This window comes from Sunxiuqinia sp., from assembly GCF_055140945.1.
Genome location: NZ_JBSQYS010000019.1, coordinates 59,839 through 85,360, shown reverse-complemented (window position 1 = coordinate 85,360; position 25,522 = coordinate 59,839). Strand labels below are relative to the sequence as shown.

Genomic DNA, 25,522 nt, shown 5'->3' with positions numbered 1-25,522 from the left:
ACCGATGTTGCAAAAGGAGCCTCTGATATGATTCTGATGGACGACAATTTCGCAACCATTGTTTCAGCCATCGAACAGGGACGGAATATTTACAATAACATTAAAAAGGCAGTTATCTTTTTGCTAACATGTAATCTGGGTGAAGTAATCGCCATGTTTGTAACACTTCTGATAGGTTTGCAAGCCCCGTTAATTGCCACCCAATTGCTTTGGATCAACCTCATTACCGATTCTCTCCCAGCAATTGCTCTGGGTATGGATCCCGGAAACCCTGATGTGATGAAAGAAAAACCACGCGATGCAAAAGAAAGTTTCTTCGCAGGGGGCGCAGGACTTCATCTTATTCTTGGCGGTGTATTAATTGGTGCGTTAACAATACTGGCTTTCTGGTTCGGTTATTACGAACATGGGTACAGCCCGTTTGACAAGTCAGCTCCTGAAAATACAGTTGAATATGCCCGGACAATGGCTTTCATGGTACTGGTGATGTGCCAGTTGTTTTTCTCCCTTGCCGTCAGGAACAGTTCAAAATCAATTTTTCAGATTGGGATTTTCTCCAATAAATATCTGGTTGGAGCCATTGTTCTGGGAGTACTGCTTCAATTAATCGTAATCAGTGTTCCGTTTATGCAAAGGGCATTTCATTTGCAAATGCTTGATTTGGGAGGTTGGTTATTCGCAATTTCCTTAGGATTGGTTCCGTTGCTGGTTAACGAGATTGTCAAAATATTTATTCGGGCACGGTTAAAACGTGCAAATGTATGAATGATGTAACGTATTCCTGAAATTGTGTAACCCTTGACAACTTAATTAGACGTAAATTTATAGAAATCAAATACCTTTAACATATGGAAAATAATTTCAACATAAATAACATCGAATCGCCTGTTTTGAGAAAAATGCTGAAGTATAGAAATATTATCATCCTTGTATTTATTTCATTGCTGCTTGTCTTTAGCGCATTTTTCCAAGTTGAACCTGAAGAGGTAGGAGTTATTACCCGTTTTGGTAAATATGTGAGAAAAGTTGAACCGGGGCTTAACATGAAAATGCCTTTTATAGAAACGGTGTATAAAGTACCTATTGAAAGACAACAAAAGCTTGAGTTTGGTTTCCGAACAGTACGCGCTGGGGTTAATACTCAATATACCAGATCTGGCGCCAAAGACGAGTCTTTAATGCTTACCGGCGATCTTAACCTTGCCGATGTGGAATGGGTTGTTCAATACCGTATTAATGATCCTTTCAATTATTTATTTAAGGTAAGGAATCCTGAAAATACATTGCGTGACGTTTCAGAAGCTGTACTCCGACAAATTATTGGAGATCGCACAGTAAATGAGGTGCTTACGGTTGGGCGCACTGAAATAGCCACTAAAATGGTAGAACTTGCGAATCAAATATGCAAGGAATATTCACTAGGAGTTAAAATCGACCAGATCGTACTGCAAGATGTTAATCCGCCCGAACCTGTAAAAGCTGCTTTTAATGCCGTAAACCAGGCACAACAGGAAAGGGAGACCTTGATTAATCAGGCAAAATCGGAGTACAATAAGGTTATACCCAAAGCAAGCGGACAGGCAGAGGAAACAATACAACAGGCGGAGGGATTTGCCACCGAGCGGGTAAATAACGCACTGGGCGAAGTGGCCCGTTTTAATGCTATTTATACAGAATTCGTTAAAGCGCCCGAAGTCACTAAAAGGAGGATTTATCTCGAAACAATGGCATCCGTTTTACCAAAGTTGGGCAGTAAAATCATTATCGATGAACAAGGAAACAACGTATTGCCCTTGTTGCAAATGCAATTAAATAAATAACACCTCGGAATTATGAAGAAGAATAAAATTATATTTTTAAGCATAGCCATAGTAGTATTGCTAGTAGTGGTAATACAAAGTGCATATGTTGTAAAAGAAACAGAACAGGTAGTTATTACTCAATTTGGAAAACCTGTGGGAGAAGCTAAAACAGAACCGGGGCTAAAGTTTAAAACACCCTTTATCCAAAAAACCAATTATTTCGAAAAACGCTACTTGGAGTGGGATGGGGATCCAAACCAAGTGCCAACAAAAGACAAAAAATTCATTTTTGTTGATACCTATGCGCGCTGGCAGATTACCGATCCATTGCAATTCTTTAAAAGAATGACCAATGAAAGGGGCGCGCAATCCCGTCTAGATGATATCCTTGATGGTGAAACCAGGGATTATATTGCAGCCCATGACCTGGAAGAAGCTGTACGTTCTCAGAACAGGGTTCCGGCTTCCTCAGGCGCAACCGGTGAAATGATTTCAGATTCGCTTGCCACTATATCTGTTGGACGGGAGGAATTACAGGACATGATTCTTATTTCTGCCAACCAGAAAGCACAGGATCTTGGTATTGTTATTCTCGACTTTCGGTTTAAACGGATTAACTATGTTCAGGAAGTAAGTGCGCAGGTATACGAACGTATGAAAAGTGAACGATTTCGAATCGCTGATAAATTCAGGTCTGAAGGGCAGGGAGAAGCTTCACGTATTAATGGCGAGAAGGAAAGGGAATTAAAAGCAATCCAATCCGAAGCTTATAGAAAAGCAGAAGAAATAAAAGGAAAGGCCGATGCCAAAGCTGCAGCAATATACGCTTCTGCTTATGACCAAACATCTGCATCACGCGAATTATACGGTTTTTTAAAATCGATGGAAACTTTCGAAGCAACATTTGACACCACTACATCTGTTATTTTATCTACTGACAGTGAGCTCTTCAAGTACTTGAAAAGTATGAAATAACGAATGGTCGTGTCGACAATTTAGCCGATCCGTGAAGTTGGAGATCAGAGCGCTGCTGACTTGCTGGCTGAAATTCTGAAAATGGAAGACGACCATTTTGAGTGGGCAGAAATACAATTCACTGATTGGCACACACTGTCGAATATGCTCCAGTAAATACACTGTTTGAAAAATTTATTAGACTATTAATTGGAGATTTAATTCGACGTAGAATGAGGATTTTGCTTTTTCGAAGAAATCTATTTTGTCCATAAATATGTTTTGATAAATATTTAAATGGCGGATATCCTATCACCTGAAAGAGTTGTATATGCTCTAAATGAAAAGATATCAAATGTGAATGATGTAATTCTTTTCAAAAGTTCTGTAAAACCGAATGCCAATTCAGGAACTAACTTTATACTGACAGGTGGCTGACGGTTCAACTTGGGAATGGTTTTACGCCCGTTATATCAAGGAAATAGAAAGGACACGATTTGAAATGTCTGCCTTGCAATGAAACACCAAAACATAGCCTGCCGGGTATTTTTAGCTTATAGGCTGTTTTCTATTTTAATTATCAAAACTATAAACATAAATGTCATGAAAAATTCAGACCTCAATAACCTTAGATTACTGATTCCATACACTTTCATGTTCGATTTTACTGAATATAGCAGAATAGCTTTATCAGTCGATTATGCTCCTGCCGTGAATCTAACACAGGATAATCATGTATACGGCATGTTTTGGCTGAGCTGACCATGTTACTTGATAAATTAATCAATCTTCAAAACTTGAAAAGGATGAAAAATCGGCTGCTATTAGCCCTTGTTGCATGTCTTTTAGCAGAATGTGCCATGAATATGTTAACGGGCCGCAATCAAGTGAGCTTAGTGCAGGAATCTGAATTGCAACTAATGGCCGTTGACCAATACAAAACATTTTTGGATGAAAATAAGGTTTTCCGATCCAGTAATCGGGAGGCTGCCATGGTTGATCGCGTTGGTGCCCGTATTTCAAATGCAATAACCACATTTTACAACAACAAGGGACAGGGATCAGTGTTGGAAAGATATCAATGGGAATTCAATACCATAGATGGTAGAGATCAATGCCTGGTGCATGTCTGGCGGTAAAGTGGTTGCTTTCACCGGATTGTTGTCTGTAACACAGAATGAAACAGCTCTTGCGATAGTTATAGGACATGAAATTGCACATGCTGTGGCTAAACATGGTTCGGAACGCATGAGCCAGAGTTTAGTTCAGCAATTAGGAGGTGTGGCGTTGCAGGTTGCCCTGTCTCAAAAAAACACAAGAAACGCAAGACCTGTTTTTGATGTCTTATGGAGTCGGAAGCCAGCTAGGCGCTTTGCTACCATGGTCGAGGCAGCAGGAGACAGAAGCTGATCAGTATGGGTTGGTATTTGCAGCCATGGCCGGTTATGCCCTCGGGAGGCAATTCCCTTTTGGTAACGAATGTCTAAAGTCGGGGGGGGTAAAGCTCCGGAATTTCTGAGCACTCACCCTTCTGATGCCACATCGGTTGAGAAAGTTAAAACAGTTTATGCCTGAGGCGCTGAAGTATTATACTTCACGGAATTAGCGATATCAGTACATGTAAAGGAAAAAAGTGACAGAAGTAATATAAAAATCATAATTTTATGGGGCGCATCGAAATAAATACAAGAATTCCCGAGAGTGATCATAAATTTGATTATCGGGAGGCAGTGAAAGTTTTAAATTCAGAGATCTTGAAAATAACCATGACAATTTGGGATTATTATCCTGAGTTAATCGGATTTATAGAGGAAATGCCTACCAAATTCTCTGATGAAAGAAATTTAGAAATAACATATAATCAACTAAAAAGCTATTCTGAATCGCTGAATTCACTTTTGACCAAATACATTTTGGAACATTCCATTAGTTCGAAATAAAACAGGATTTATTCCAAGCTATTGAGGTTCAACAGGAAATAGAACGAAAGGCGAATAAAAATGAAAATCAAGTCAAACAAATTTAAGGTGAAGCCCGGAGAAAAAGTCAAGCTTGAAGACTGCCCTACAAACGTAGAGTCTATCGCTAAATCGAAGAAAAAATATAAAAAGCTTCTGGAGAAACATGTTGATGAGCTGAGTAAGCTGCAACGCCTGCACTATGCTTCGGGTCGTTACGCCGTTCTCCTGATTTTTCAGGGAATGGATGCTGCCGGTAAAGATGGTGTCATCAGGCATGTTATGTCTGGGATTAATCCACAATCTTGTCAGGTTTTTAGTTTTAAACAACCGAGCACCGAAGAGCTGAAGCATGATTTCCTATGGCGTACAACGAAGTGTTCGCCGGAACGTGGGCGAATCGGCATTTTCAATCGTTCCTATTACGAGGAAGTACTCGTCGTGCGGGTGCATCCGGAGATTTTGAAAAAACAGGGGCTGCCTGATGAATCGCTTGATTTAGATGCGATTTGGAACGGGCGATATCGCTCGATCGTTGAAATGGAAGAACACCTCCACCGAAATGGCACCCGGATCATAAAGTTTTTCCTCCACCTATCGAAAGAGGAGCAACGAAACCGCGTTGTTGATCGCATTGATGATCCGGATAAAAACTGGAAATTTAGTATCTCTGATATGAACGAGCGTAAATACTGGGGTAAATACATGGATGCGTTTGAGTGTTGCCTAAACGAAACAAGCACAGAACACGCTCCTTGGTATATTATTCCCGCTGATGACAAGGAAAATGCCCGTTTAATCGTTTCCAAAATTATACTCGACACATTTAATGAACTCGACATGGCTTATCCTGAAACCACCGATAAACACCGTCAGGAATTACAATCGATACGGGAGCAACTTCTAAAGTCTGACTGACTAATCTTTTAGCACGCTGGACCTGAATGGCCGAAATTTTTAGAAGTAATAGAATTGGGCAATTTCTAACATTCATCGACAATTTATTTCATCAACTTAATTTATGAACAACATTGATCTCAAAATAGAAGAATTCAAGAAGTATTATTTCTCTAAATTAGCGTATTATAACTCGGGCTTGATATTTTTTATCAAGCTTATTGAGATGCTGCCGACTGTAGAGCATGCTTCAGGAAGGGTTAAAGACTACGATGAATGCCTGAGTAAATTTGAACGAAAATATTTGCCAACGATTGCTTCAGAAAGCAACGATTATCAAATTATTGATTCTTTGTCAGATTTTATAGGGATTCGGGTTGTATGCCTTTATTTGCGCGAGGTAAACATAACTAGAAGGGGCTTGCGCAAGTATTTCAGAGAAGTTGCCATTACCGATAAAACGGATCAGATGGAGAGTACAGATGATAAATTTGGGTATAAAAGTTTACATCTCGATCTTCGGTTAAATGCCAAATACAGCAAAAAGGCCGAATTTGCTCCCTATGCAAATATTCGTTTCGAGTTGCAGATCAGAACAATCATTCAGGATGCCTGGAGTGTATTAGACCATAAAATTAAATACAAGAAGAGTATTCCGCACAGTTTGAAACGAAGGATAAATCGCTTGTCTGCTTTGTTCGAAATTGCAGATGATGAATTTCTGCGGATCAATGATGAAATTATTCTGGAAGAAAAGAGAATCAGCGATCGGATAAAAAAGGGAGGTGTTATTGAGAGCGATGAGCCACTGGATGTTTTTAGATTTCTATTTGTGGCATTGAAACATTTTCCAGCATACAACTTTATTGAGTTTAAAGTAGATGGATTTGTGCAGGAAATACTGGATGTGAAGAAGGGATTTACTGAAAGTGAATTGAATGATGTTCTGGAAACTTACTTACATGTAGCTGATGGAATTGCTAGAAAGGAAAAAAAAGCACTAAACCCCTACACCAAAATTCGCTATTGTCTTTTTCTGTTCGATCGTGTTTTGTTTTCACCAATGCTATCCACCTATCAGCGAAACAGTATTTTGCCGCTTAAGGAATAAGTTATAAACACCTAAATTAACATTAGCTTGGGCAAAGAGAAAAGCGAATGACTTCAAAATAAAAGACGAACAAACTTCTCAATTGTTTGGTATTTTGTTTGAGCCATTTTTAAAATGCTTTTCCAGCATATTAACCAAAATCATTTTGTTAAATCGCTTTAGTATATAATCGTTGCATCCAACTTTTTGTGCTTTTTCTTTGTCTTCGAAATATCCGAATGCTGTTTGTGCGATAATTACAACCTTCCGATTAAACAGTCGTATTTGTCTGACTGCTTCATAACCGTCCATCTCGGGCAATTGAATGTCCATCAGAATCAAATCGATATCTGAGTGAGATCGGCCGGCTTCGACAGCATCAATTCCTGTTTTTACGCTAATAATTTCATTACTATATTTTTTCAGGATTGTCTTCAAAAGTATTATTGATGATTCGTCGTCTTCAGCAATTAATATTTTCAAGCCTTTTTCAGGCAAAAGCATCTTTGTATCAGCGTTGGTTTGTTTTTTGTTCTTCCGCTTGTCTTCATCCAATACTTTAATCGGAATGGTAAAATAAAATGTTGATCCTTTGTTTGGTTCGCTTTCTGCCCAGATCGTTCCTCCTAACAATTCCACATAGGCTTTACTAATTGTTAAGCCCAATCCTGAGCCTTCATTGATCTGACTCTTGAATTCATCTCCCTGTCTAAATCGCTGGAAAATTTTTTCAAGTTGGTCTGGTTCTATTCCTGATCCAGTATCTTTTATAAAAAATTTAAGCAGTGGTTCTTCTTTTTTGTACCCGAATTCGATGGAGCCTTTTTTTGTGAATTTCAAGGCATTTTTTATCAGGTTGGTTAAGATTGCAATGATTTTATCCCGATCAGTTTGAATAACCGTTTGTTGTTCTGCAATTTCCTTTTTGTACGAAAGCCGAATCTTCCTTTTTTTAGCTTCAGGTTTAAAAAACAACTCCATATACTCGAGCTGTTCGTCTATGTTGGTATCCGAAATCGAAATTTCGATTTGTCCGGACTCCACTTTTGAAATACTGATGATATCATTGATAAGTGACAATAAATGATCACCACTTTTTTCGATAATCTCGATGTATTTTTGTCGATCGTCAGTTTTTACTTGCGGCCTTTTCAAAAGCTCTGTAAAGCCCAGAATCCCATTCATCGGAGTTCGGATTTCATGGCTCATATTGGCAAGAAATGCTGATTTTAAGCGATCGCTTTCTTCCGCCTTTTCCTTGGCTTTGTTCAGATCCTCTTCGTACTTCTTTAGTTCCGTTATATTGTGCCCAATCCCGACAAGTCCGGTGATTTCTCCCTTGTAGTTTTTAAGCGGGATTTTAGTCGTCGATGTCCAGGTTCTGTTACCCTCTTTGTCTATAAAGTCTTCAATTTGATCAATGATTGCTTTACCTGATTTGATTACTTTTTGATCATCGTCATAACCACGTTGACCGATTGTTCCGGGAAACAATTCAAGGTCAGTCTTTCCAAGAACTTCTTTTTCACTTTGATATCCAATATGTCTGACATCTGAAATATTGGCAATTACTTTTCTGCAATCCTTATCCTTAATGTAAATAAAATCAGGAAGGTTATCAATTAATGTGCGCAATATTTTACGGCCGTTCACGAGCGCTAGTTTTGCCTGCTTCTGTTCTGTGGTATCCAGAACATTTACTAAGCATTGTACCCCATCCTCGTCAACTATACCAGAAAGGTAGAGCCACCTTGGACTATCGTCATTTGTGATCAATGCTATTTCACAATTCTCTTGAGTTTCGCTTTCAAATATTTGTTGCATAAAGTGATTGAAAATTAGTTTTGAATCACTTAATAGGAATGAGGAAAAGTGTTTTTTTTTCAGCTGCAACCGTGTGCTGCTAAGGATGCTTGCAGCCTTGAAGTTTAGCTCTATTATTTTACCCTCTTTGTCAAGAGTAAAATAGCCGGTTGGAGCAAAGTCGTACAGCTCGACATATTTCTCTGCTGCTCTTTGTGCATTGGATTTTGCCTGGATCAATTCTTCATTTTGAAGTTCCAGTTCAATTTGATGGACTTCCAGCTCATGAATAATTTTCAGCACATCGGCTTCGGGCAGCGAAGAATCTGATTTCGATTTTTTATTCTTTATTAATTCTTCAGCCTTTTGACGAAGCAATTCGAAATCTGTTTGATTGACTGTTTTTTTCATTGATCCTTAATTTTGAATTGTCATAAATACATATTCAGGAGCGGATTTGTTACGCTTAACGTTCCTTGCTTTTTCTTAATTCCTCATTGAGTCTTTTGAGTTCTATTTCCAACTTTTTTGCTTCGGTAATATTTGTAAATGTCGTCACCAATCCGTCAATCCGGTCATCAACGGTACGATAGGGCATGATTCTGACATTGAACCATCTTTTATCTTTTGTGCTAACAGCTGTTTCGTGCGACGCTAAATTTTTCAATACTTCACGGGCATGAATTTCAATTTCGGAATACTCCAAATTACTAACTAAATCGGTAAAAGGTCTGTCGATATCTGCATCGCGAAGCTTAAAAATTTGGGTTGCCTTATCGGTGTACCTGCGGATATGAAGTTCTTTATCGAGAAAAAGGGTCGCAATCTCGGTGCTATTCAGCAAATTCTTCATGTCGTCGTTTGACCGGGCATGGTCATTAACTTTGCTTTGCAGTTCAATATTAACGGTTTGTAGCTCTTCATTTAGGCTTTGCATTTCTTCTTTTGAAGTTGTTAGCTCTTCGTTAGTCGACTGCAATTCTTCGTTAGTCGATTGCAATTCTTCGTTAATTGATTTCAGTTCTTCCTGCGATGTTTGCATTTCTTCGCGTGTGCTTTGAAGTTCTTCATGACTTTGTTGCAATTCAATTTCTAATTCTCTCACACGACCGGTTGAAATCCCTTTTACTTTTTTTGTTTCTGTCAATTCGGGCTGAATGGGTGCAGGTATCTCGGCAAACAAGATCATTACCATCCCTTTCAGGGGGTCTGGGTTTTCTATTTGTTGAATCGTCAGGTTTACAAACTGAACTTCCTTGTTGCTGCCAATTTTTAAGTTGCTGATGTTTATGGCATCATTACTCTGAACGGCTTTACGGAAGGCTCCGGGTAGTACTTGTCGTAATCCTTCGCGAGCCATTGCATGGATATTCCAGTTCGCCTTACCTGCTGCCGGCTCAATGTATTTTCCTGTTCGTCCGGTTATGTAGAGTATATCGCCATTCACATTGACCAGTACACTCGCCGGAGCATAGTTTTGGATGATAAAATGATCGGCCAGCGTTTGTATGTTTTCAACAGCTTTAGTAAATAATTTCTCCGTAGAATTTGATTTTGGCCTGAAAAACGAACTCGGGAAATCAACCAATTCAGGAGAGATTAGCGTTTGCGTACATCTGAAAATTTTCAACTTGGGATTAATTTCCTCGAAGCTGTCATGTAGTTGTCCTAAAGACTCTGCGGTGCCGAGCACCATGATTCCACCATTATTCAAGCTATAATTAAATAAATCCAATATTTTTTTCTGTAAATCAGATTCCATGTAAATTAACATATTCCTACAAGTGAGGATGTCAATCTTGGTAAATGGCGGGTCTTTAATTACATTCTGAGGTGCAAAAACGATCATTTCCCGAATGGTATTGTTTACACGAAATCCATCAGCCTCTTTGGTGAAAAAGTTCCGGATGCGGTCGGGTGAAACCTCGGCGGTGATATTTGAAGGAAAAAAACCTTTGCGTGCTTTGTTAATGGCGTCATGATCGAGATCGGTAGCAAATATTTGCAGACTGAGATTTTTGTGCAAGTTCAATTTCGCCATCGTTTCTTTAAAAATCATGGCTAACGAATAAGCTTCTTCTCCGGTGGAACATGCCGGAGTCCATGCACGTATGACATGATCATGAGGCATTTCTTCTATTAGCTTTGGTAAAACAGTTTCTTTGAGCTCATCCCAAACGGCAGTGTCTCGAAAAAAACTGGTCACCCCAATCAGCAATTCTCTGAATAGGATTTCGATTTCTTTAGGATTTTCCTGTAAAAAGCGGACATAGTTTTGAATTTTGTCGATTTGATGAATGCTTTTTCGCCTTTCAATGCGACGGAATAAGGTATTTTTTTTATAGGAAGAAAAATCATGTCCTGACATTTCCCGAAGCAGGATGATGATTTTGTCAATATTGCTTCGGTGTTTAATTTCCATCTCAGTATCCGGCATGTTTGAGACGGGCGAATTTATGAGATTGATTAGTTTGTCCGGTAGCTCTTCAGCGGGTGCAATTATATCAGGCTGGATAGCCTGGACTGCACTACGAGGCATTCCATCGAACTTAGCTGATTCTGGTTCCTGCACCATTACAGTGCCACCCTTCTCTTTGATAGCTTTTGATCCCAGGCTTCCATCCGATCCCATTCCTGAGAGGATAATGCCTATGCTTTTCTCCATTTGATCATTGGCCAGCGAAAGAAAGAATATATCAATGGGCAAGCGCAGTCCACGAGTTACAACCGGATCAAACAGATGCAAGGTGCCATTTAGTAACGACATGCTTTTGTTAGGCGGTATCACATACACATAGTTTGGTTTAATCCTAAGCTGGTCAGTTGCCTGCATGACTTTCATTTGGGTAATCCGTTGCAGCAATTCGGGCATGATACCCACATGGTCAGGATCTAAATGCTGGATGACGACGAATGCTAATCCGCTGTTGTCGGGCATGTTTCCAAAAAACAGCTCCAATGCTTCGAGTCCGCCGGCAGAAGCTCCAATACCCACAATAGTAACACCGGATTTTACTATAACTTTTGTTGGTTTTTCGGTAGATGGGCTCGTCATTATATTTGTATTTGAGCTTAGTTGATTCTTTTTTTGTTTATTGCCATAATTAGTAAAGGTACGTAAATACAGTTATGCATTCTTATTTTGTTTCAGGATAATAGCATTTTACGTTTTTGGTTTATCTATCTTTTACTTTACAAAGGGTAAAATTTCCCGTTCAAAATAAACCAAATCCTTTTCATTGGGCTTTTTCTGAATTTTACAGTAGTAAATTCGAGCAACATATCGTCTGATAATCAACTTTAAGTCTGGATTTACCTTTGCGTAGACCGTTTCACCTACCTGATATTTATTTTCCATGATTATTGGGTTATTCGTTGGAAATAGCAAACAGTATATTGTTCGGAGCATAACTAATAACCACTTTATATTGTGTCCGACTCATTTTTCTTTTTGCGCTTTGCTGCTTTAGCAGCCCTTTTTTCTTTTAAGTTCATTGCAGGCACTTTCTTGTTCCCTTTTTCTTTAACTTCTTTTTCTTTTGACATGATTTTATTTTTAATGATTAATAGGATACTGTATTTCCTTCGTAGCCACTCTTTATAACAGTCGACATCATTTTAAACCTTGTGCTAGCAATAAAGAAAAGAGGAGTGTGAGCAGGTATTGTAATTGCCTCGCCGGTTTTTAAAAGGTTCGATTTTTTTAATAACTATTTCTGCATTGCCTTCAACAATTTGGATAAACAAATCGAACGGAGAGATTTTTTCTATCAGCTTTTCTCCCTTATCAATAGCGATTATACTGACGTTTCCGGTTGGCTTTCGAATAATTATTTTTTTTTACCACTGAATTCGGAATGTAGTCGATACTCTCAATCAGAAGATGAGCCTTGGATTTTTCAATCTCAGTGTTGCGCATGTGTTCATTTTGTTTAATTAATTGGAGTAAAGTTAGCTTAAACCATGCCTGAAAAGCTTATACAATTGAGGATATAAGTTACATCATTCACATATTTCTCTATTTTTAATGAGCTTTCGTATTACAATCCGTAAACCTTTCGAAAATGATATCCATAAACGGTATAGGTAATCGCATCAACGATTGCACTTGGCTTTTTAAAAAGAGTCCAGATAATCAGCTTCCAATATTCTCCTCTTCCTTTGTTTACGATTCCAATAATGAAAACCGATTTAAGAAAAGCTTTGAAAAGTGAATAGCTGATTTTGGCTTGATGAGCTGATTTCTTGTTGTAATTTAGTAATAGTTTGCGAAGTCTTTTGTAGTATGGTTTTGTGCTGTAAATGTTCGAAATAATCTGGTTGTATCCTTCCAGTAAATCCTTGCTGTCCATTTTGGGAATAAAATTCATCGACAGATCTGTATTGTTTCCGGTTGTTTCGGTGGTCAGTCTGTTTTCTGCTTTCAATTGATGGTACAACTTGGTATTTTTAGGAGCATTTAATAAACCAACCATTGCTGAAACAATGCCACTTTGCTGAATAAAATCGATTTGACGTTGAAAGACCGATGGCGTGTCGCTATCGAAACCAACAATAAATCCACCAGATACCTGCATTCCTCCATTTTGTATTTTTTTGATACTGTGAAGCATATCTCTGTTTCTATTCTGAACTTTGTGACACTCTTCAAGCGAAATTTCATCGGGAGATTCAATGCCAATAAAAGTGGAGATAAAACCCGCCTTAGTCATCATGGTTAACAACTCTTGGTCATCAGCAAGGTTAATTGATGTTTGTGCGCTGAATGAAAACGGATGATGATGTTTTTGCATCCATTTTGTGATAGCAGGCAGCAAGTTAGTTTTAGCTTCTTTTCGGTTACCGATAAAGTTATCGTCGACTATTTGCACTGAACCCCGCCAGTTAAGTTTGTAAAGTGCATCCAGTTCTTGTAATACCTGAGTACTGGTTTTCATTCGAACTTTATGTCCCAGAAGCGAGGTGATCTCACAAAAATCACATGAATAAGGACATCCTCTGGAGATTTGTACATTCATCGAAGCATATTCATTGACGGATAACAGGTGGAAATCGGGGACTGGACTTGATTTCATGTCCGCATATTTGTCTGTTTTGTATACCCGCTGTGATTGTCCTTTCTTTAAATCATCTAAAAAAAATGGCATCGTAATTTCAGCTTCATTTAAAATAAAATGGTCAATTTCAAGATAACTCGCGTATTCCTGCGTGAAAAGGGGCCCACCACCGACGATTTTCTTCCCCCATTTTTTACATTCTGCAATTACCTTGCTCACCGACTCTTTTTGGATATACATGGCACTGATAAAAACATAGTCGGCCCATTGGATATCACTTGGCTGCAGATTGGTAATGTTCATGTCAACCAATTTTTTTTGCCAGCTCGAAGGTAACATGGCCGATACAGTAATTAGTCCCAATGGCGGTACTGCTGCTCTCTTCGATATAAACTTCAGTGCATGTTTAAAGTTCCAATATGAATCAGGACATTGTGGATATACCAGTAATACGTTCATCGTTAGTTTTAAATTTAGGGTTAATTTGCGTCTCCAAGCCCTTTGAAAAAAGGAATGAATAAATCAACTTGTGATTCTTCAATGTTCATTCTAATTTTTATTTATATATTTATGAAACATGTTCGGACATGCCAAGACTACTATCAAGAAATACGCAGGATATTCATATGATTGGCATTCATCGTATCGGAAAATTAAAGATCCTGTGATTTTCCTTACCTAGTGTATACAATGTTCTAAAATTCGGGATTTTGAATTGTTTGGATATTACACAATTCTTGAAAAGATTTGCATAATTCACACATCTTCGATCGTGTCGCGTCTCTTTTTTCTAAACTTGTTAAAATGGGAAGGTGTTAATCCGGTAAATTTTTTGAATTGATTGGATAGGTGGGCTACACTGCGATAATGAACCTTGTAGGATATCTCTGTAAGATTCAACTCATCATATACGATCAGTTCTTTTACCCTTTCAATCTTTTGGGTCAGGTAATATTTTTCAATGCTAATCCCTTTTACTTCGGAAAATAAGTTTGCCATGTAAGTATAATCGTGGTCAAGTTTTTCGCTTAGGTAATCTGAAAGGTTCACCTTAATCTGATCATCTGTATAATGTACTAATTCAATAATTGCATTTTTTATTTTTTCAACCAGAATACTTCTATTGTCATTTACTAAGAGAAGTCCTGATTCTTATAACGCGACCATCCAACTGATGCAATTGTAATGGTTCAATATCCCCAATAATACAGCAGAGAATTGCAATCCAATTCTCTCCAGTTCGGCTTTCACAAACATTTGGCAACGAATACAAACCATGTTTTTTCTCATTAGTGTCCGGTTAATTATTTTTACCGGACACTAATGATATGAAATGAATTAACAGCAAAGTCAATATAAAGCATTGGTGGAAGCCCTTCTTATCAAAGATTTATTTCAATATTTTGAGATAACCAACGTAGAGATTGCAGATGATTCTTTAATCTTCTCAAAAATGAAACATCTGAAAGATAAAGGATAAAAGGAAATGGTTGAAAGCTGCGAAGGCCAAAACTATTTAACGAAGGTTTCTGGAACAAAAGTGTGAGTTTGCCCTTAGAGGGGGGAAGAACCTATTCAGAATACGTTAACGATCTTTACATTTAAAACCCAATGAGCAACGACTTTATAACCAAAAGCATAATTGTAAATCCCATTGGTGTGATTGAACTGAATCCCGATTCGACTGAAGGTCTAGCAGATCTTGATGGTTTTTCGCACTTAATTTTAATTTATCATCTGCATGAAGTTGATGGTTTTAAGCCAACGATGAAGCCGTTTACGGACGATAAGATACATGGTGTTTTTGCAACTCGTTCACCGAAACGCCCCAGTGCCATTGGAATTTCAATGGTAAAGCTGGTGCGGGTAACCGACAATAAGGTTTATTTTGGAGGAGCAGATATGCTCAATGAAACGCCACTGATTGACATCAAACCTTTTTTTAGACAAACCGACAACCGGACAGACGCAATTTCGGGATGGTTGGATGAGAAAAATGATCTGAGAGCACATAGACATCGATCAGACGACCGTTTTAAGTAAAAATGAAGGTGAAAATTGGCTCACCAAAAGGTCAATCCTAATTACTCATGGATAAAAAAAGCAGACCAATAGGTTGATCTGCTTTCCTCCATCTCTATGTTCTAAAACTATAGTTTTTGGCTAATCTTATCTTCTAGCTTAATGATGTCGGCTGCAAATTTACGGATACCTTCCGACAACTTCTCTGTAGCCATGGCATCTTCATTCAGCATCCAACGGAAATCCTTTTCGTCTAAAGAAATTTTAGCTTCGTTGTAGCCGCCCAGGTCTTTTTCGCTCAACTTCTGTTTCAATTCACCTTCTGTTTCTTCAAGTTCTTTTAATAGTTTCGGCGAAATAGTCAACAGGTCGCAACCGGCCAACTCTGTAATTTCTCCAATGTTTCGGAAACTGGCACCCATAACCTCCGTTTTATACCCATATTTCTTATAATATTTGTAAATGTCGGTTACCGATAATACACCCGGATCTTCAGTTGCAGGAATGTCGTCAACTCCTCGGCTTTGTTTGTACCAGTCGTAAATTCGCCCTACAAAAGGTGAAATCAGCTGCACCTTAGCTTCCGCGCAGGCAATCGCTTGAGCTTTACAAAACAGCAAAGTTAAATTGCAATGAATATCTTCCTTCTCCAGAATTTCTGCGGCTTTAATGCCTTCCCAGGTTGATGCAATTTTAATCAGGATTTTTTCTTTCGGAATCCCGGCATCAGCATATAATTTAATGAGTTGATGCGCTTTTTCCACCGTAGCATCAGTGTCAAACGACAGGCGGGCATCCACTTCTGTAGAAACACGTTTTGGAACAATTTTTAGAATTTCAATACCAAAATTCACCGATAGTTTATCCATACATAAACTGAGCTGGTCCTCTTTATTTTCTGCGTTTTCTTTCGCATATACAACAGCCCGATCAATCAGGTTTTTGTAACGATCATCGCCGGTAGCTGCTAAAATGAGAGATGGGTTAGTTGTTGCATCTCTCGGAGTGAAGGCTTTTATCGATTCAAAATCGCCGGTGTCTGCTACGACTACCGTCATTTTTTTCAATTGTTCAAGTAAATTCATTTTAGTTTTATAATTGATTATACCTTTATAACAGATATTTGCTTGTAGAGTTTAGTGCAATTAACTTACATTACCCGTTTGCCCGTTCAAACAAAACAAAGGGGTAGGTGTTGCTAAAGAGTGAAAAGAACCAATTGAAAGATACAAAAAATCAAAACCGGATATATGTCAAAAATGCTCAGTACTAAAGAGAAGGCTGTTCATATAAATATAGATTCAGACTATTATGGGTCGATTGCAGAAATTGGTGGAGGGCAAGAAACTGCGCGACACCTTTTTCAGGCTGGAGGAGCTTCAAACACTGTTGCCAAAACAATTTCAGCATACGATAAGAGTTTTAGTGATCATTTTTACAACCAGGGTGCTCCAGCAAGATATGTGGCTGAAGACCGCGTGAAAAAGATGGTGGAATACGAATATAAGGAATTGCTAAAAATTCTGGATGATAAGATTGATCAGAAGTTTTTTGCATTTGCCAACACCGTAGAAACCCTTAACTATAACAAAACTAATCAGGGAAACGGCTGGCTTGGAATGGCGATTGAGGGTTCGGAACGTAATAATCCCAACCGTATTTTTGTGCATGTGAAGTTGCTCGAAAACGATACTATTCTACAGCAATATAGCCTTGGCAACTTAGGTGTTAACTTGATTTATGGAGGATTATTTGAATGGAAAGATCCTAGAAATATTTTATTGGCCTTGTTAGACAACCTCGGAACCGACCGATTGGAGGTAGATTATATTTATGTAGAAGGACCAGACATGGAGTGGGTGGATAACCGCATCCTGAACCTGATGCTGGTTAACCACGACATGACTCCGGCAATCATGTTCGATAAATCGGGCAAAGTGCAACAGCCTTCCGACATGTTGTATAAAAAGAATGTTTTGCTAATGCGTGGTAACTTCAGGCCTGTGACTAATTTGGTGATCGAATTTTTTGAAAAAAGCATGGATCTTTTTAAGCGTGATGAAGATTATAAACCAGATAACACCATTGCTTTTTGCGAAATCTCACTCAATAGCCTGATGCAAAATAAAAAGGTCGATGAAAAAGATTTTCTGCAACGGGTAGATCTGCTTAATATGGTTGGACAAAGCGTGATGGTTTCTCGTTTCAGTCGTTATTTTGAGCTGGTTAATTATTTCACTCAGTTTCAAATGATTAAACTACGAATTGCGATGGGAATGCCAACCTTCGATATGATTTTCGATAGCTCGTTATACACCGATCTCCGGGGAGGTTTGCTAGAATCTATTGGCGCTTTGTTCCATGAAAATGTCAAGATTTACTTGTTCCCCTACATTAATCCAAAAACAGGAAAAGCTATTTATCCTGATGAGGCGCATTTTTCAGGTTCCAAAAAACTTTTATGGCAATACCTAAACGAAACGCGCAAAATTCTTCAGCTCGAAGATTTGTCAGAACACGTCATTCAACACACGCCTGGTCATATAGCCGAATTGATTCAAGCAGGAGATGAAGAGCTGAAAAACTATGTGCCAGAAAAAGCTTTTGTCCATATTAAAGAAAATCAGCTGTTCGGATTTAATAGCTTATAAGTAAAAAGGCAAGAGCAGTATTTGTTAACCGAATAATCGTGATATTGGTACGAAACAAAAAATATTTAGAAGTCAAGCTAGAGCCTATATCTTCGTTTTAATTCTTTGATCTACTTGGTTGATTTAGGTGGACTAAAACAGCGTATGCCACATATTCGATTAAAAGATAGTAAAAGTTGCACAATTCTTCCAGTCTTGTCTATGGTAAGTACATCTCAGATTCTCAGGACATATCATTTAATAAATATTAATGAGTCCGATTAAGCAATAAATTTCAACGAAATATCTTGGTTTTGGACGATTTATTAGCTACCTATGTAAACGTTTACATGAAAATTAGTATTCTTTTTAATCCTCTTAGAGATATAATGAATAGGCGAATAAAAAATATCCGGTTAAATTAAAACAAAATAGAAAAAAATGAAAATAGATGGAATTAAGTTTGTTACTCTGCTTTTCACAGTCTTATTATGTGTACAGGGAAATGCCCAAACACCAGCATTCCCAAGCGCTGAAGGTTACGGCATGTGGGCCAAAGGTGGACGAGGCGGAAAAGTAGTCGAGGTGACCAACATCGAAGATGATGCAGATGGAACTATTGAAGGAAGTTTAAGATGGGCTCTGAAACAACACCCATCAGACCCATTAACAATTGTTTTTCGAGTATCAGGAGTTATCAAGCTGGAGACGCAATTGAGAAGTAGCCGAAAAACAGGATTAACGATTGCCGGACAAACGGCACCAGGCGATGGAATCTGTATACGAGGTGCAAAATGTAATTTTGGGGGAAGTGAGAACCTTATCATCCGTCATATTCGTTTTCGTATCGGATTGAATAAACTGGAAGACGGATCGACTGAATTTATTGAGGGTGGATCAATCGGCATTGAGAATGCCAATAATTGGATTATTGATCACTGTACTTTTGGTTGGTCGGGCGAAGAAAACATGACCATATATGACAATAACAATACAACCGTTCAATGGTGTTTGATTCACGAGGGTTTATACGATTCAGGTCATGGTAAAGGGACACGTAGTTATGGAGCGCAATGGGGCGGTCAAACGTCAACATATCATCACAACCTTTTAGCCAACAATGTAAATCGAACTCCTCGTTTCAATGGAGCAAGAAGTAACGATATCAATGTGCTATCAGACTATGTAAACAATGTCAACTACAACTGGGGTAAAGAAAATTCTTGTTATGGCTCCGATATGGATTTTGGTGGCAAAACCCACCATTTAAACATGATTAATAATTACTATAAACCCGGTCCCGCACGTCCGGGAACTTCTTTTTCATATTTTACGCAAGCTTCGTTTCATTCGGAGCAAACAACATCAAAAATTGCGATGTTTTACATGAATGGTAATTATATGGAAGGATCGGCAAATACAGCAAAAAATGAAAATAATTATATCGGACTTGATGCAAGTTACTACACATCAAAAGGAATTGATAAATCCGAATTAATTACAGAATCCTCCTTTGATGTACCGTACAATCTGGAGATAGAAACTGCACAAGAAGCCTTTGCAAGTGTTTTAGCTGATGCCGGAGCCTTTCCTCGTGATACCGTCGATAGACGAATTATTCAGGAGGTTGAAACAGGAACGGCGCATTTTGGGGGTAGATTTAAAAACGGTGAAATTACCGGAATCATTGATTCACCATTTGACGCAGAAGGATATCCTGAATATAGTACTTACGATATTATTACAGACGATGATCATGATGGAATGGCTGATGACTGGGAAACTGCAAATGGATTGGATCCAACTGACTCTGAAGATGGTAATAAACTGGTAAAATCAGGTTACACCTGTCTTGAGGTATACTTAAATAGTTTAGTAGGCGAGGAGATTGCTCTTGATTTTACGATCTCTGAAAAAAAAGTACATAGTTTTGTGGTTGCAAAAGATGGAACTGGAGATTTTACTAGTATTAATCAAGCTATTGAAACAGCCTCTGATGATGGTACCCGCAATACTATTTTCATCAAGAAGGGAACATATGAAGAAAAGGTTTTCATTGGTAATCGGTATGAAACTTCTAGCAAAATCATTAGCTTAATCGGTGAAAATGTCGATAGCGTCATTATCACATGGGATGATTACTTAGGCAAAGAAATATCCTATCCGGGTAAAGCTGGTACGATCGTAGCCGATGGATTAACTTGTCCTACTTTGACAGTTACCTCACCTGACTTCTATATGGAAAACATTACGGTGAAAAATCCATCTACTGATGCGCAGGCAGTAGCCTTGTATCAAACGGGAGATCGTCAAGTGCTTAAAAATTGTAAGATATTAGGAAATCAAGACACTCATAGAACAAAAAAGGGACGTCGTTATTTTTATTTTCAATCAACCATTGAAGGAGGCGTTGATTTTATTTATGCTGGTGGAACCTGTTATTTTTATCAGTGTAACATTGTGAGTAACCGGAATGGTTATATTACAGCTCCTGAAGATATTCCTTACAAAGCAACACTTTCATCTGGCGAAACGCTTCGTTATGGTTTCTTTTTTAAAGATTGCGACTTGATAGCAACAGATGGAGTCGCCGACGGCAGTGTATATTTGGGAAGACCATGGGGTCCCGAATGTGGATCAGTTTATTTGAATTGCCGAATGGGAAGTCATATAGCTGATGAGGGATGGGAAGCATGGAATGGAAACGAAACAACTGCATGTTTTGCCGAGTACAAAAGCTTGAATGCTATAGGGGATGAGCCGGTTGATGTGTCGCAGCGTGTAAATTGGAGTCAGCAGTTTACAACCCCTGACGTTAATAATTATATGTTACTTTCAAAAATTTATGCGGAAGTTACAAGTCCACAGTTTGATCCGGTGCCTCTGGTCATCGCTCCCAATGCACCTCAGTCAGTCGGTATTAACGAGAACCAATTGGTATGGTCAATCGTTGATGATGCCGCAGGATACGTGGTTTATGCTAACGGCTCGGCAATTGGATTTAATAAAATCAACCATTTTGTTGATACATTAACCTATGATAATGTTCCGGAATACTCCGTACGCACGGTAGGTGCTCTGGGGAATTTAAGTGTTCAAAATGGGCAAAGTGAAAATTTTACGGAAGAAAGTATTAATGAAGCTATTAATACCCCGATTGTTGTTGTCGGTATCGATAATAAGGTAATTAAGGACGAATTTGAACCCAAAATCTTAAATGGTGCACTTTTGTTCGAAGAACCTATTTTGTGTGAAGTCTATTCAGTTTCCGGGCAACAAATTGACCGAAAAATAGATGTTTCCAGATATGATCTATCGCATTTGAAGTCAGGTGTTTATATTTTTCACGTGTATAACGATAAAAAGCTCAATTATTCATTTAAGGTTCATAAATAGTAGAGATTACTCAGAGTGAACGGAAAACATGCACTTACAAAACACAAAGGAGGTTTCAAGTAAATCTCCTTTGTGTTTTGTAAGAACGGAAGGATGCAAAATTTTACATGAGCTTTATTGGCGATAATGTTCTAATGAAACAGCGATTCTCAGTCAGAATCCGAATTAAAAACATGATGTCTTTTATAAAAGCTATTATAATGCATGAATAGTGCAACTCTTTTACTGCAAAGACACGTATAATAGAAACAGATAGCGTATCTTTGCAATCTGGATTAAGTTTTCTCTAAACTTTCCATCAAAAAGGCAGATTAAATAATCGTTCCATGTTTCAGTGAAGCCGGGAATAACTAAAAATGATATGATGAATGCAGAATTTGATTTGAGTAACTGGAGCAGTGTAGCGAATGAGTTAAAAAGAAGATATCCCCATTTGACCAATGCTGATTTGATGTGGAGGCATGAAACCAAAAGAGATTTCTATAAAATGATCGCTTCAGAATTAGGAATGACGACGAATGAACTGGAACAAATCATTACGCAGCTGGAAAGTAAAAAACAATAAATTGTAAGAATTAGAAGGTGAGTTTTAAAAAAAAATGCGAAAATGATTTGTTTTCAAAATAAGTAACCGTATCTTTCGCCAAATTAATTTTATCAAGATGAATAAAGGAACAGTTAAATTTTTTAATGAGTCGAAAGGCTTTGGTTTTATTAAAGATGCCGAATCAACAAAAGAGTATTTTGTACACGCAAACGGATTAAAAGAAAACATCAGCGAAAATGATGAAGTAACTTTTGATTTGGAAGAAGGCAGAAAAGGATTAAATGCAGTCAATGTTAAACTAGCATAGTTTAGGTTACAACCCATTTAAATTACAAGCCTCGCGAATAGCGAGGCTTTTTTTGTGCTTTGAGATTTGGTGACGACTTCTTATTTTTTTTAAGGAAATAGTTATTATTGAATTGAATACTGATTTCTTCAGCAGTCAATATTAACGAGGACCCAGTTTTTTTCGATACGTTCCATAAAGTCATCAAATTTCTCGTGCCACTTGTTTGCAAATAACAAGCACTGGATTTTTATTGATCCATCAGAAATACGATATACAACCGGATGATGACGATTGGGAAAGATTGTTTCAGCATCGTCAACCACCAATAGCTTTAGTTTGGTACATGGTATTCCGGTATTGCTTAAAAGTTCATTAATTCGTTTGGGCGTTCCAATTAAGATATCAAGTCCTTCATAAATAATATCTTTTTGATATTGCAAATTCCCCTGATCGAATACCGTAAACGTGCGCAGATTAGTGTGCTTTCCCAATAGTTCGAATTGCTCTTCAAGTTCAAAGGCTTTTTCTTTGTTATCAACCAGTACAATCGCTCGTGGTGCTTCTTCAAAGGCTTCTTTTAGCTGTTGAATTACGCCAATAACAATTGTTGTTGTCTTTCCCGATCCTTCTGGCGCAACCACAAGCAGGTCTGCACCTGATTTTATTTTAGGAATACAATTCGCTTGAATCTCTTTAGGTTCTTTGTCAAAACCTTGATCAATAATGCCTGATACTAATTCAGGATATAGCTTTTTTAATTTCATTTATTTTCCGATACAAAAGTTTTTAAAAATATGCCCTAGAACTTCGTCATTTGATATTTCTCCGGTGATCTCACCGAGGAAATGTAAGCACTCACGAATATCCTGGGCTAAGAAATCCCCGCTGATGCCATTTTTTAGTCCATCGATAACACGTGTAACCGCTTGGTGGGCATTGTTGAGCGCTTCGTAGTGACGAATGTTTGAAACAATAACGTCAGTTCCTTCTGGTTGTTGCAAGTTGGCATTTTCCTTCAGGAGCTCAATTAGCGACTCGAGGTTTTGTTGCATTTTTGCTGAAATAAAGACCATATCTTCATTTTCGTCAAGCATAAAGGCAGCTAACATCTCCTTGATTTTATCGTGCCCTCCAATGTCAGCTTTATTACCAACAATAATCAGCTTTTGATCAGAAATACGCTCCCGAATCAACTCTACCCGTTGGCTAATGAAGTCGATCGGGTTCGACAAGTCGGTGACTAATAATACAATTTCGGCTTGCTCCAGTTTACTATAGCTTCGCTCAATTCCCAGGGTTTCAATTTGGTCGATTGTCTCGCGAATTCCTGCTGTATCAAAAAACCGAAAAGCAGTACCTTCAATATTCACAACGTCTTCAATCACGTCACGAGTAGTACCGTGAATATCAGAAACAATCGCCTTTTCTTCATTCAAAATTGCATTTAATAGGGTAGACTTACCCACATTGGTTTCGCCAACAATAGCTACAGGAACGCCATTTTTCAATACATTTCCCAATTTAAAAGAACTAGCCAGCGTGTTTAGTAAATGCTCAATCTTTTCTGTTAAATCAATCAATTGTTTGCGGTCGGCAAATTCCACATCTTCTTCGCTAAAATCCAATTCCAGTTCAACCATCGCAATAAAGTGCAGCAATTGATCTCGTAATTTTTTTATTTCTGACGAAAAGCCCCCGCGCATCTGCTTCAAAGCCATTTTATGGTTGGCAGCATTGGTTGACGCGATCAGATCAGCCACCGCTTCGGCCTGCGAAAGATCCATCTTTCCATTCAGAAAAGCTCGTTGGGTAAATTCGCCTGGACGAGCCATTCGTGCTCCACTTTTCAGTAACAATTCCAATATTCGCTGTTGTATGTATACTGCGCCGTGGCAGGTAATTTCGACGACATCTTCACCTGTAAACGAATGCGGGGACCGAAATAGCGAAATCACCACATCGTCAATGATTTCGGCCTCTTCGCATATTGTGCCTACGTGCAAGGTGTTCGCTTTTTGGCCGGCTAGCTTTTTGTTTTTTGCCGGCGATTGAAAAATGCGATCTGCAATTTCAATGGCTTTTTCGCCCGACAAACGAATAGTTGCTATGGCGCCAACTCCCGGAGAAGTAGCAATAGCGCATATGGTAGATTGATCAATCATGAACTTCGATATTTAGAAGTGACAAAAGTACAAAATGTAAAGGTAGGGGCAAGGCACAAACACGGCTTCTCCAGTGCGATTGCTTATTTAATGGATTTAAAATGCTTGAAATAGATCACAGGCAGATCTTTTATCTTCGGTTGTTCCTGTTCAAGCCACACATTTAACAGACGCTCGGCAATGAATCCCATCACACGTTCCTGATATCCTTGATAATTGGATAGCGCTATCCGCTTTTCAAATTCAAACAAAATATCAAATAACCACTCCATGCAACGGTCAAAATCGGCTCGTTTCATGATAAACATGTTGTTTGCATAGAGGCGCTTTTTAGATAAGACATGATGAAATGCATCAACATAGTCAGGATACTTTTCCTTCAAAATTTCATCAAGTAGCCGCAGGTCTATTTTATTGTGGTAACGCTCGTAGTGCTTCTTAACCGTATATTTCAGTTTTCTTTTCATCGGCATTAGCACATCATACTCATGCAATAAATCAATGACTTCCTGTTCTGTCAAAACATCCTCGATAAATTCTCTTACGTTGCGGGTATAAATTAACCCATGGCGTTTATACTGGATACCAACAAAACGATATAACACCCGCTTAAACTTATAGTAGGCTGGTTCCGGTTTATTGGTTAAAAAACGTCGGTAATGCACCACTCCAACAATATCCTGCATGGTATTCTTCCAAACCCAATAAGTACCGGTTAGCTCACTGTAGTATTTATTCCTCTCTGATATCGATTTTCCGGTATCATCGCCTTTCATGTGAACTGCAGCGTGCGAGATGGCGTTACCTGCCATTATCGGAATGTACGGCGATTTGTTGACAACAACCGGTGCTTCTTTGTAAAAAAATGTATATAATTCTATCTTTTTTGACATGATGCTATTTATAAATCACGCT

Annotated in this window: 26 protein-coding genes; 15 read left to right on the top strand and 11 right to left on the bottom strand. The window is 38.4% G+C overall.

The window, feature by feature from the left end:
• From ACTB00_RS10895 to ACTB00_RS10850, 10 genes are all read left to right on the top strand, one after another.
• On the top strand, positions 1-765 hold a 765-nt coding region (locus tag ACTB00_RS10895; RefSeq protein WP_463299952.1), incomplete at its 5' end, for a cation transporting ATPase C-terminal domain-containing protein.
• A gap of 83 nt (positions 766-848) precedes the next feature.
• On the top strand, positions 849-1,820 hold the full coding sequence (hflK, locus tag ACTB00_RS10890) for an FtsH protease activity modulator HflK (RefSeq protein ID WP_463299951.1): 972 nt from the start codon (positions 849-851) through the stop codon (positions 1,818-1,820).
• Positions 1,821-1,832: 12 nt separating this feature from the next.
• A complete protein-coding gene (gene hflC / locus ACTB00_RS10885) occupies positions 1,833-2,777 on the top strand; it encodes a protease modulator HflC (protein WP_463299950.1) in 945 nt (314 codons plus the stop codon).
• Between the two features lie 582 nt (positions 2,778-3,359).
• The gene (locus ACTB00_RS10880; RefSeq protein WP_463299949.1) at positions 3,360-3,518 is read left to right on the top strand and encodes a hypothetical protein; all 159 of its coding nucleotides are present in this window, start codon (positions 3,360-3,362) and stop codon (positions 3,516-3,518) included.
• A gap of 44 nt (positions 3,519-3,562) precedes the next feature.
• Positions 3,563-3,895 (top strand): hypothetical protein, encoded by a 333-nt coding sequence (locus ACTB00_RS10875; protein ID WP_463299948.1) that lies wholly within the window; start codon positions 3,563-3,565, stop codon positions 3,893-3,895.
• Positions 3,858-4,166 (top strand): M48 family metalloprotease, encoded by a 309-nt coding sequence (locus tag ACTB00_RS10870; protein WP_463299947.1) that lies wholly within the window; start codon positions 3,858-3,860, stop codon positions 4,164-4,166. The genes ACTB00_RS10875 and ACTB00_RS10870 overlap by 38 nt, the downstream gene beginning before the upstream one ends.
• Positions 4,096-4,275: a M48 family metalloprotease gene (locus tag ACTB00_RS10865; protein ID WP_463299946.1), complete on the top strand. Its 180-nt coding sequence runs from the start codon at positions 4,096-4,098 to the stop codon at positions 4,273-4,275. The genes ACTB00_RS10870 and ACTB00_RS10865 overlap by 71 nt, the downstream gene beginning before the upstream one ends.
• Positions 4,276-4,420: 145 nt before the next feature.
• A complete protein-coding gene (locus ACTB00_RS10860) occupies positions 4,421-4,696 on the top strand; it encodes a hypothetical protein (RefSeq protein WP_463299945.1) in 276 nt (91 codons plus the stop codon).
• A 60-nt stretch (positions 4,697-4,756) separates the two neighbouring features.
• Positions 4,757-5,632, top strand: coding sequence for an ADP-polyphosphate phosphotransferase (locus ACTB00_RS10855; RefSeq protein ID WP_463299944.1), 876 nt, complete (start codon positions 4,757-4,759; stop codon positions 5,630-5,632).
• Between the two features lie 103 nt (positions 5,633-5,735).
• Complete coding sequence (locus ACTB00_RS10850) at positions 5,736-6,722, top strand: GTP pyrophosphokinase (RefSeq protein ID WP_463299943.1); 987 nt, start codon at positions 5,736-5,738, stop codon at positions 6,720-6,722.
• Between the two features lie 78 nt (positions 6,723-6,800).
• Here ACTB00_RS10850 and ACTB00_RS10845 read toward each other — a convergent pair whose 3' ends face one another.
• From ACTB00_RS10845 to ACTB00_RS10815, 7 genes are all read right to left on the bottom strand, one after another.
• Entirely contained in the window at positions 6,801-8,915 is a 2,115-nt protein-coding gene (locus ACTB00_RS10845; RefSeq protein WP_463299942.1) for an ATP-binding protein, read from the bottom strand.
• Between the two features lie 55 nt (positions 8,916-8,970).
• The gene (locus tag ACTB00_RS10840) at positions 8,971-11,559 is read right to left on the bottom strand and encodes a chemotaxis protein CheB (RefSeq protein WP_463299941.1); all 2,589 of its coding nucleotides are present in this window, start codon (positions 11,557-11,559) and stop codon (positions 8,971-8,973) included.
• 132 nt (positions 11,560-11,691) lie between these two features.
• Positions 11,692-11,862 carry a hypothetical protein gene (locus ACTB00_RS10835; protein WP_463299940.1) on the bottom strand — a complete coding sequence of 57 codons (171 nt, stop codon included), beginning with the start codon at positions 11,860-11,862 and terminating at the stop codon, positions 11,692-11,694.
• 65 nt (positions 11,863-11,927) lie between these two features.
• Positions 11,928-12,050, bottom strand: coding sequence for a hypothetical protein (locus ACTB00_RS10830; protein ID WP_463299939.1), 123 nt, complete (start codon positions 12,048-12,050; stop codon positions 11,928-11,930).
• 241 nt (positions 12,051-12,291) lie between these two features.
• Positions 12,292-12,423, bottom strand: a complete 132-nt coding sequence (locus ACTB00_RS10825) for a hypothetical protein (protein WP_463299938.1) — start codon at positions 12,421-12,423, stop codon at positions 12,292-12,294.
• A gap of 121 nt (positions 12,424-12,544) precedes the next feature.
• Complete coding sequence (locus tag ACTB00_RS10820) at positions 12,545-14,020, bottom strand: B12-binding domain-containing radical SAM protein (RefSeq protein WP_463299937.1); 1,476 nt, start codon at positions 14,018-14,020, stop codon at positions 12,545-12,547.
• 297 nt (positions 14,021-14,317) lie between these two features.
• On the bottom strand, positions 14,318-14,611 hold the full coding sequence (locus ACTB00_RS10815; RefSeq protein WP_463299936.1) for a helix-turn-helix domain-containing protein: 294 nt from the start codon (positions 14,609-14,611) through the stop codon (positions 14,318-14,320).
• 561 nt (positions 14,612-15,172) lie between these two features.
• Here ACTB00_RS10815 and ACTB00_RS10810 point away from each other — a divergent pair.
• A complete protein-coding gene (locus tag ACTB00_RS10810; RefSeq protein WP_463299935.1) occupies positions 15,173-15,604 on the top strand; it encodes an SAM-dependent methyltransferase in 432 nt (143 codons plus the stop codon).
• Positions 15,605-15,711: 107 nt separating this feature from the next.
• On the opposite strand, the gene tal is transcribed toward ACTB00_RS10810, so the two are convergent.
• The gene (gene tal / locus ACTB00_RS10805) at positions 15,712-16,668 is read right to left on the bottom strand and encodes a transaldolase (RefSeq protein ID WP_463299934.1); all 957 of its coding nucleotides are present in this window, start codon (positions 16,666-16,668) and stop codon (positions 15,712-15,714) included.
• A 174-nt stretch (positions 16,669-16,842) separates the two neighbouring features.
• On the opposite strand from tal, the gene ACTB00_RS10800 reads away from it, so the two are divergent.
• The 4 genes from ACTB00_RS10800 to ACTB00_RS10785 all read left to right on the top strand — a co-directional run bounded on the left by ACTB00_RS10800 (position 16,843) and on the right by ACTB00_RS10785 (position 22,463).
• The gene (locus ACTB00_RS10800) at positions 16,843-18,234 is read left to right on the top strand and encodes a hypothetical protein (RefSeq protein WP_463299933.1); all 1,392 of its coding nucleotides are present in this window, start codon (positions 16,843-16,845) and stop codon (positions 18,232-18,234) included.
• Between the two features lie 420 nt (positions 18,235-18,654).
• Positions 18,655-21,609 (top strand): pectinesterase family protein, encoded by a 2,955-nt coding sequence (locus tag ACTB00_RS10795; RefSeq protein ID WP_463299932.1) that lies wholly within the window; start codon positions 18,655-18,657, stop codon positions 21,607-21,609.
• Between the two features lie 361 nt (positions 21,610-21,970).
• Positions 21,971-22,174, top strand: coding sequence for a hypothetical protein (locus ACTB00_RS10790; protein WP_159517235.1), 204 nt, complete (start codon positions 21,971-21,973; stop codon positions 22,172-22,174).
• Positions 22,175-22,271: 97 nt separating this feature from the next.
• Entirely contained in the window at positions 22,272-22,463 is a 192-nt protein-coding gene (locus ACTB00_RS10785; protein ID WP_159517236.1) for a cold-shock protein, read from the top strand.
• Between the two features lie 128 nt (positions 22,464-22,591).
• Here the strand turns inward: ACTB00_RS10785 and ACTB00_RS10780 are convergent, their stop codons facing one another.
• The 3 genes from ACTB00_RS10780 to ACTB00_RS10770 all read right to left on the bottom strand — a co-directional run bounded on the left by ACTB00_RS10780 (position 22,592) and on the right by ACTB00_RS10770 (position 25,500).
• The gene (locus ACTB00_RS10780) at positions 22,592-23,209 is read right to left on the bottom strand and encodes a DEAD/DEAH box helicase (RefSeq protein WP_463299931.1); all 618 of its coding nucleotides are present in this window, start codon (positions 23,207-23,209) and stop codon (positions 22,592-22,594) included.
• Positions 23,210-24,607, bottom strand: coding sequence for a tRNA uridine-5-carboxymethylaminomethyl(34) synthesis GTPase MnmE (gene mnmE, locus ACTB00_RS10775; RefSeq protein ID WP_463299930.1), 1,398 nt, complete (start codon positions 24,605-24,607; stop codon positions 23,210-23,212).
• An 83-nt stretch (positions 24,608-24,690) separates the two neighbouring features.
• Complete coding sequence (locus ACTB00_RS10770) at positions 24,691-25,500, bottom strand: DUF4422 domain-containing protein (RefSeq protein ID WP_463299929.1); 810 nt, start codon at positions 25,498-25,500, stop codon at positions 24,691-24,693.
• Between the last annotated feature and the right edge of the window lie 22 nt (positions 25,501-25,522).

What these genes read in the sequence shown, in the direction of transcription:
- ACTB00_RS10845 (WP_463299942.1), bottom strand. Translation starts at nt 8,915, where the DNA reads ATGAAAAAAACAGTCAATCAAACAGATTTCGAATTGCTTCGTCAAAAG.
- ACTB00_RS10840 (WP_463299941.1), bottom strand. Translation starts at nt 11,559, where the DNA reads ATGACGAGCCCATCTACCGAAAAACCAACAAAAGTTATAGTAAAATCC.
- ACTB00_RS10825 (WP_463299938.1), bottom strand. Translation starts at nt 12,423, where the DNA reads ATGCGCAACACTGAGATTGAAAAATCCAAGGCTCATCTTCTGATTGAG.
- ACTB00_RS10850 (WP_463299943.1), top strand. Translation starts at nt 5,736, where the DNA reads ATGAACAACATTGATCTCAAAATAGAAGAATTCAAGAAGTATTATTTC.
- ACTB00_RS10875 (WP_463299948.1), top strand. Translation starts at nt 3,563, where the DNA reads ATGAAAAATCGGCTGCTATTAGCCCTTGTTGCATGTCTTTTAGCAGAA.
- hflC (WP_463299950.1), top strand. Translation starts at nt 1,833, where the DNA reads ATGAAGAAGAATAAAATTATATTTTTAAGCATAGCCATAGTAGTATTG.
- ACTB00_RS10855 (WP_463299944.1), top strand. Translation starts at nt 4,757, where the DNA reads ATGAAAATCAAGTCAAACAAATTTAAGGTGAAGCCCGGAGAAAAAGTC.
- ACTB00_RS10860 (WP_463299945.1), top strand. Translation starts at nt 4,421, where the DNA reads ATGGGGCGCATCGAAATAAATACAAGAATTCCCGAGAGTGATCATAAA.
- mnmE (WP_463299930.1), bottom strand. Translation starts at nt 24,607, where the DNA reads ATGATTGATCAATCTACCATATGCGCTATTGCTACTTCTCCGGGAGTT.
- ACTB00_RS10800 (WP_463299933.1), top strand. Translation starts at nt 16,843, where the DNA reads ATGCTCAGTACTAAAGAGAAGGCTGTTCATATAAATATAGATTCAGAC.
- ACTB00_RS10770 (WP_463299929.1), bottom strand. Translation starts at nt 25,500, where the DNA reads ATGTCAAAAAAGATAGAATTATATACATTTTTTTACAAAGAAGCACCG.
- ACTB00_RS10865 (WP_463299946.1), top strand. Translation starts at nt 4,096, where the DNA reads ATGTCTTATGGAGTCGGAAGCCAGCTAGGCGCTTTGCTACCATGGTCG.
- ACTB00_RS10780 (WP_463299931.1), bottom strand. Translation starts at nt 23,209, where the DNA reads ATGAAATTAAAAAAGCTATATCCTGAATTAGTATCAGGCATTATTGAT.
- ACTB00_RS10830 (WP_463299939.1), bottom strand. Translation starts at nt 12,050, where the DNA reads ATGTCAAAAGAAAAAGAAGTTAAAGAAAAAGGGAACAAGAAAGTGCCT.
- ACTB00_RS10790 (WP_159517235.1), top strand. Translation starts at nt 21,971, where the DNA reads ATGATGAATGCAGAATTTGATTTGAGTAACTGGAGCAGTGTAGCGAAT.
- ACTB00_RS10795 (WP_463299932.1), top strand. Translation starts at nt 18,655, where the DNA reads ATGAAAATAGATGGAATTAAGTTTGTTACTCTGCTTTTCACAGTCTTA.
- ACTB00_RS10785 (WP_159517236.1), top strand. Translation starts at nt 22,272, where the DNA reads ATGAATAAAGGAACAGTTAAATTTTTTAATGAGTCGAAAGGCTTTGGT.
- ACTB00_RS10810 (WP_463299935.1), top strand. Translation starts at nt 15,173, where the DNA reads ATGAGCAACGACTTTATAACCAAAAGCATAATTGTAAATCCCATTGGT.
- hflK (WP_463299951.1), top strand. Translation starts at nt 849, where the DNA reads ATGGAAAATAATTTCAACATAAATAACATCGAATCGCCTGTTTTGAGA.
- ACTB00_RS10880 (WP_463299949.1), top strand. Translation starts at nt 3,360, where the DNA reads ATGAAAAATTCAGACCTCAATAACCTTAGATTACTGATTCCATACACT.
- ACTB00_RS10835 (WP_463299940.1), bottom strand. Translation starts at nt 11,862, where the DNA reads ATGGAAAATAAATATCAGGTAGGTGAAACGGTCTACGCAAAGGTAAAT.
- ACTB00_RS10870 (WP_463299947.1), top strand. Translation starts at nt 3,858, where the DNA reads ATGGTAGAGATCAATGCCTGGTGCATGTCTGGCGGTAAAGTGGTTGCT.
- tal (WP_463299934.1), bottom strand. Translation starts at nt 16,668, where the DNA reads ATGAATTTACTTGAACAATTGAAAAAAATGACGGTAGTCGTAGCAGAC.
- ACTB00_RS10820 (WP_463299937.1), bottom strand. Translation starts at nt 14,020, where the DNA reads ATGAACGTATTACTGGTATATCCACAATGTCCTGATTCATATTGGAAC.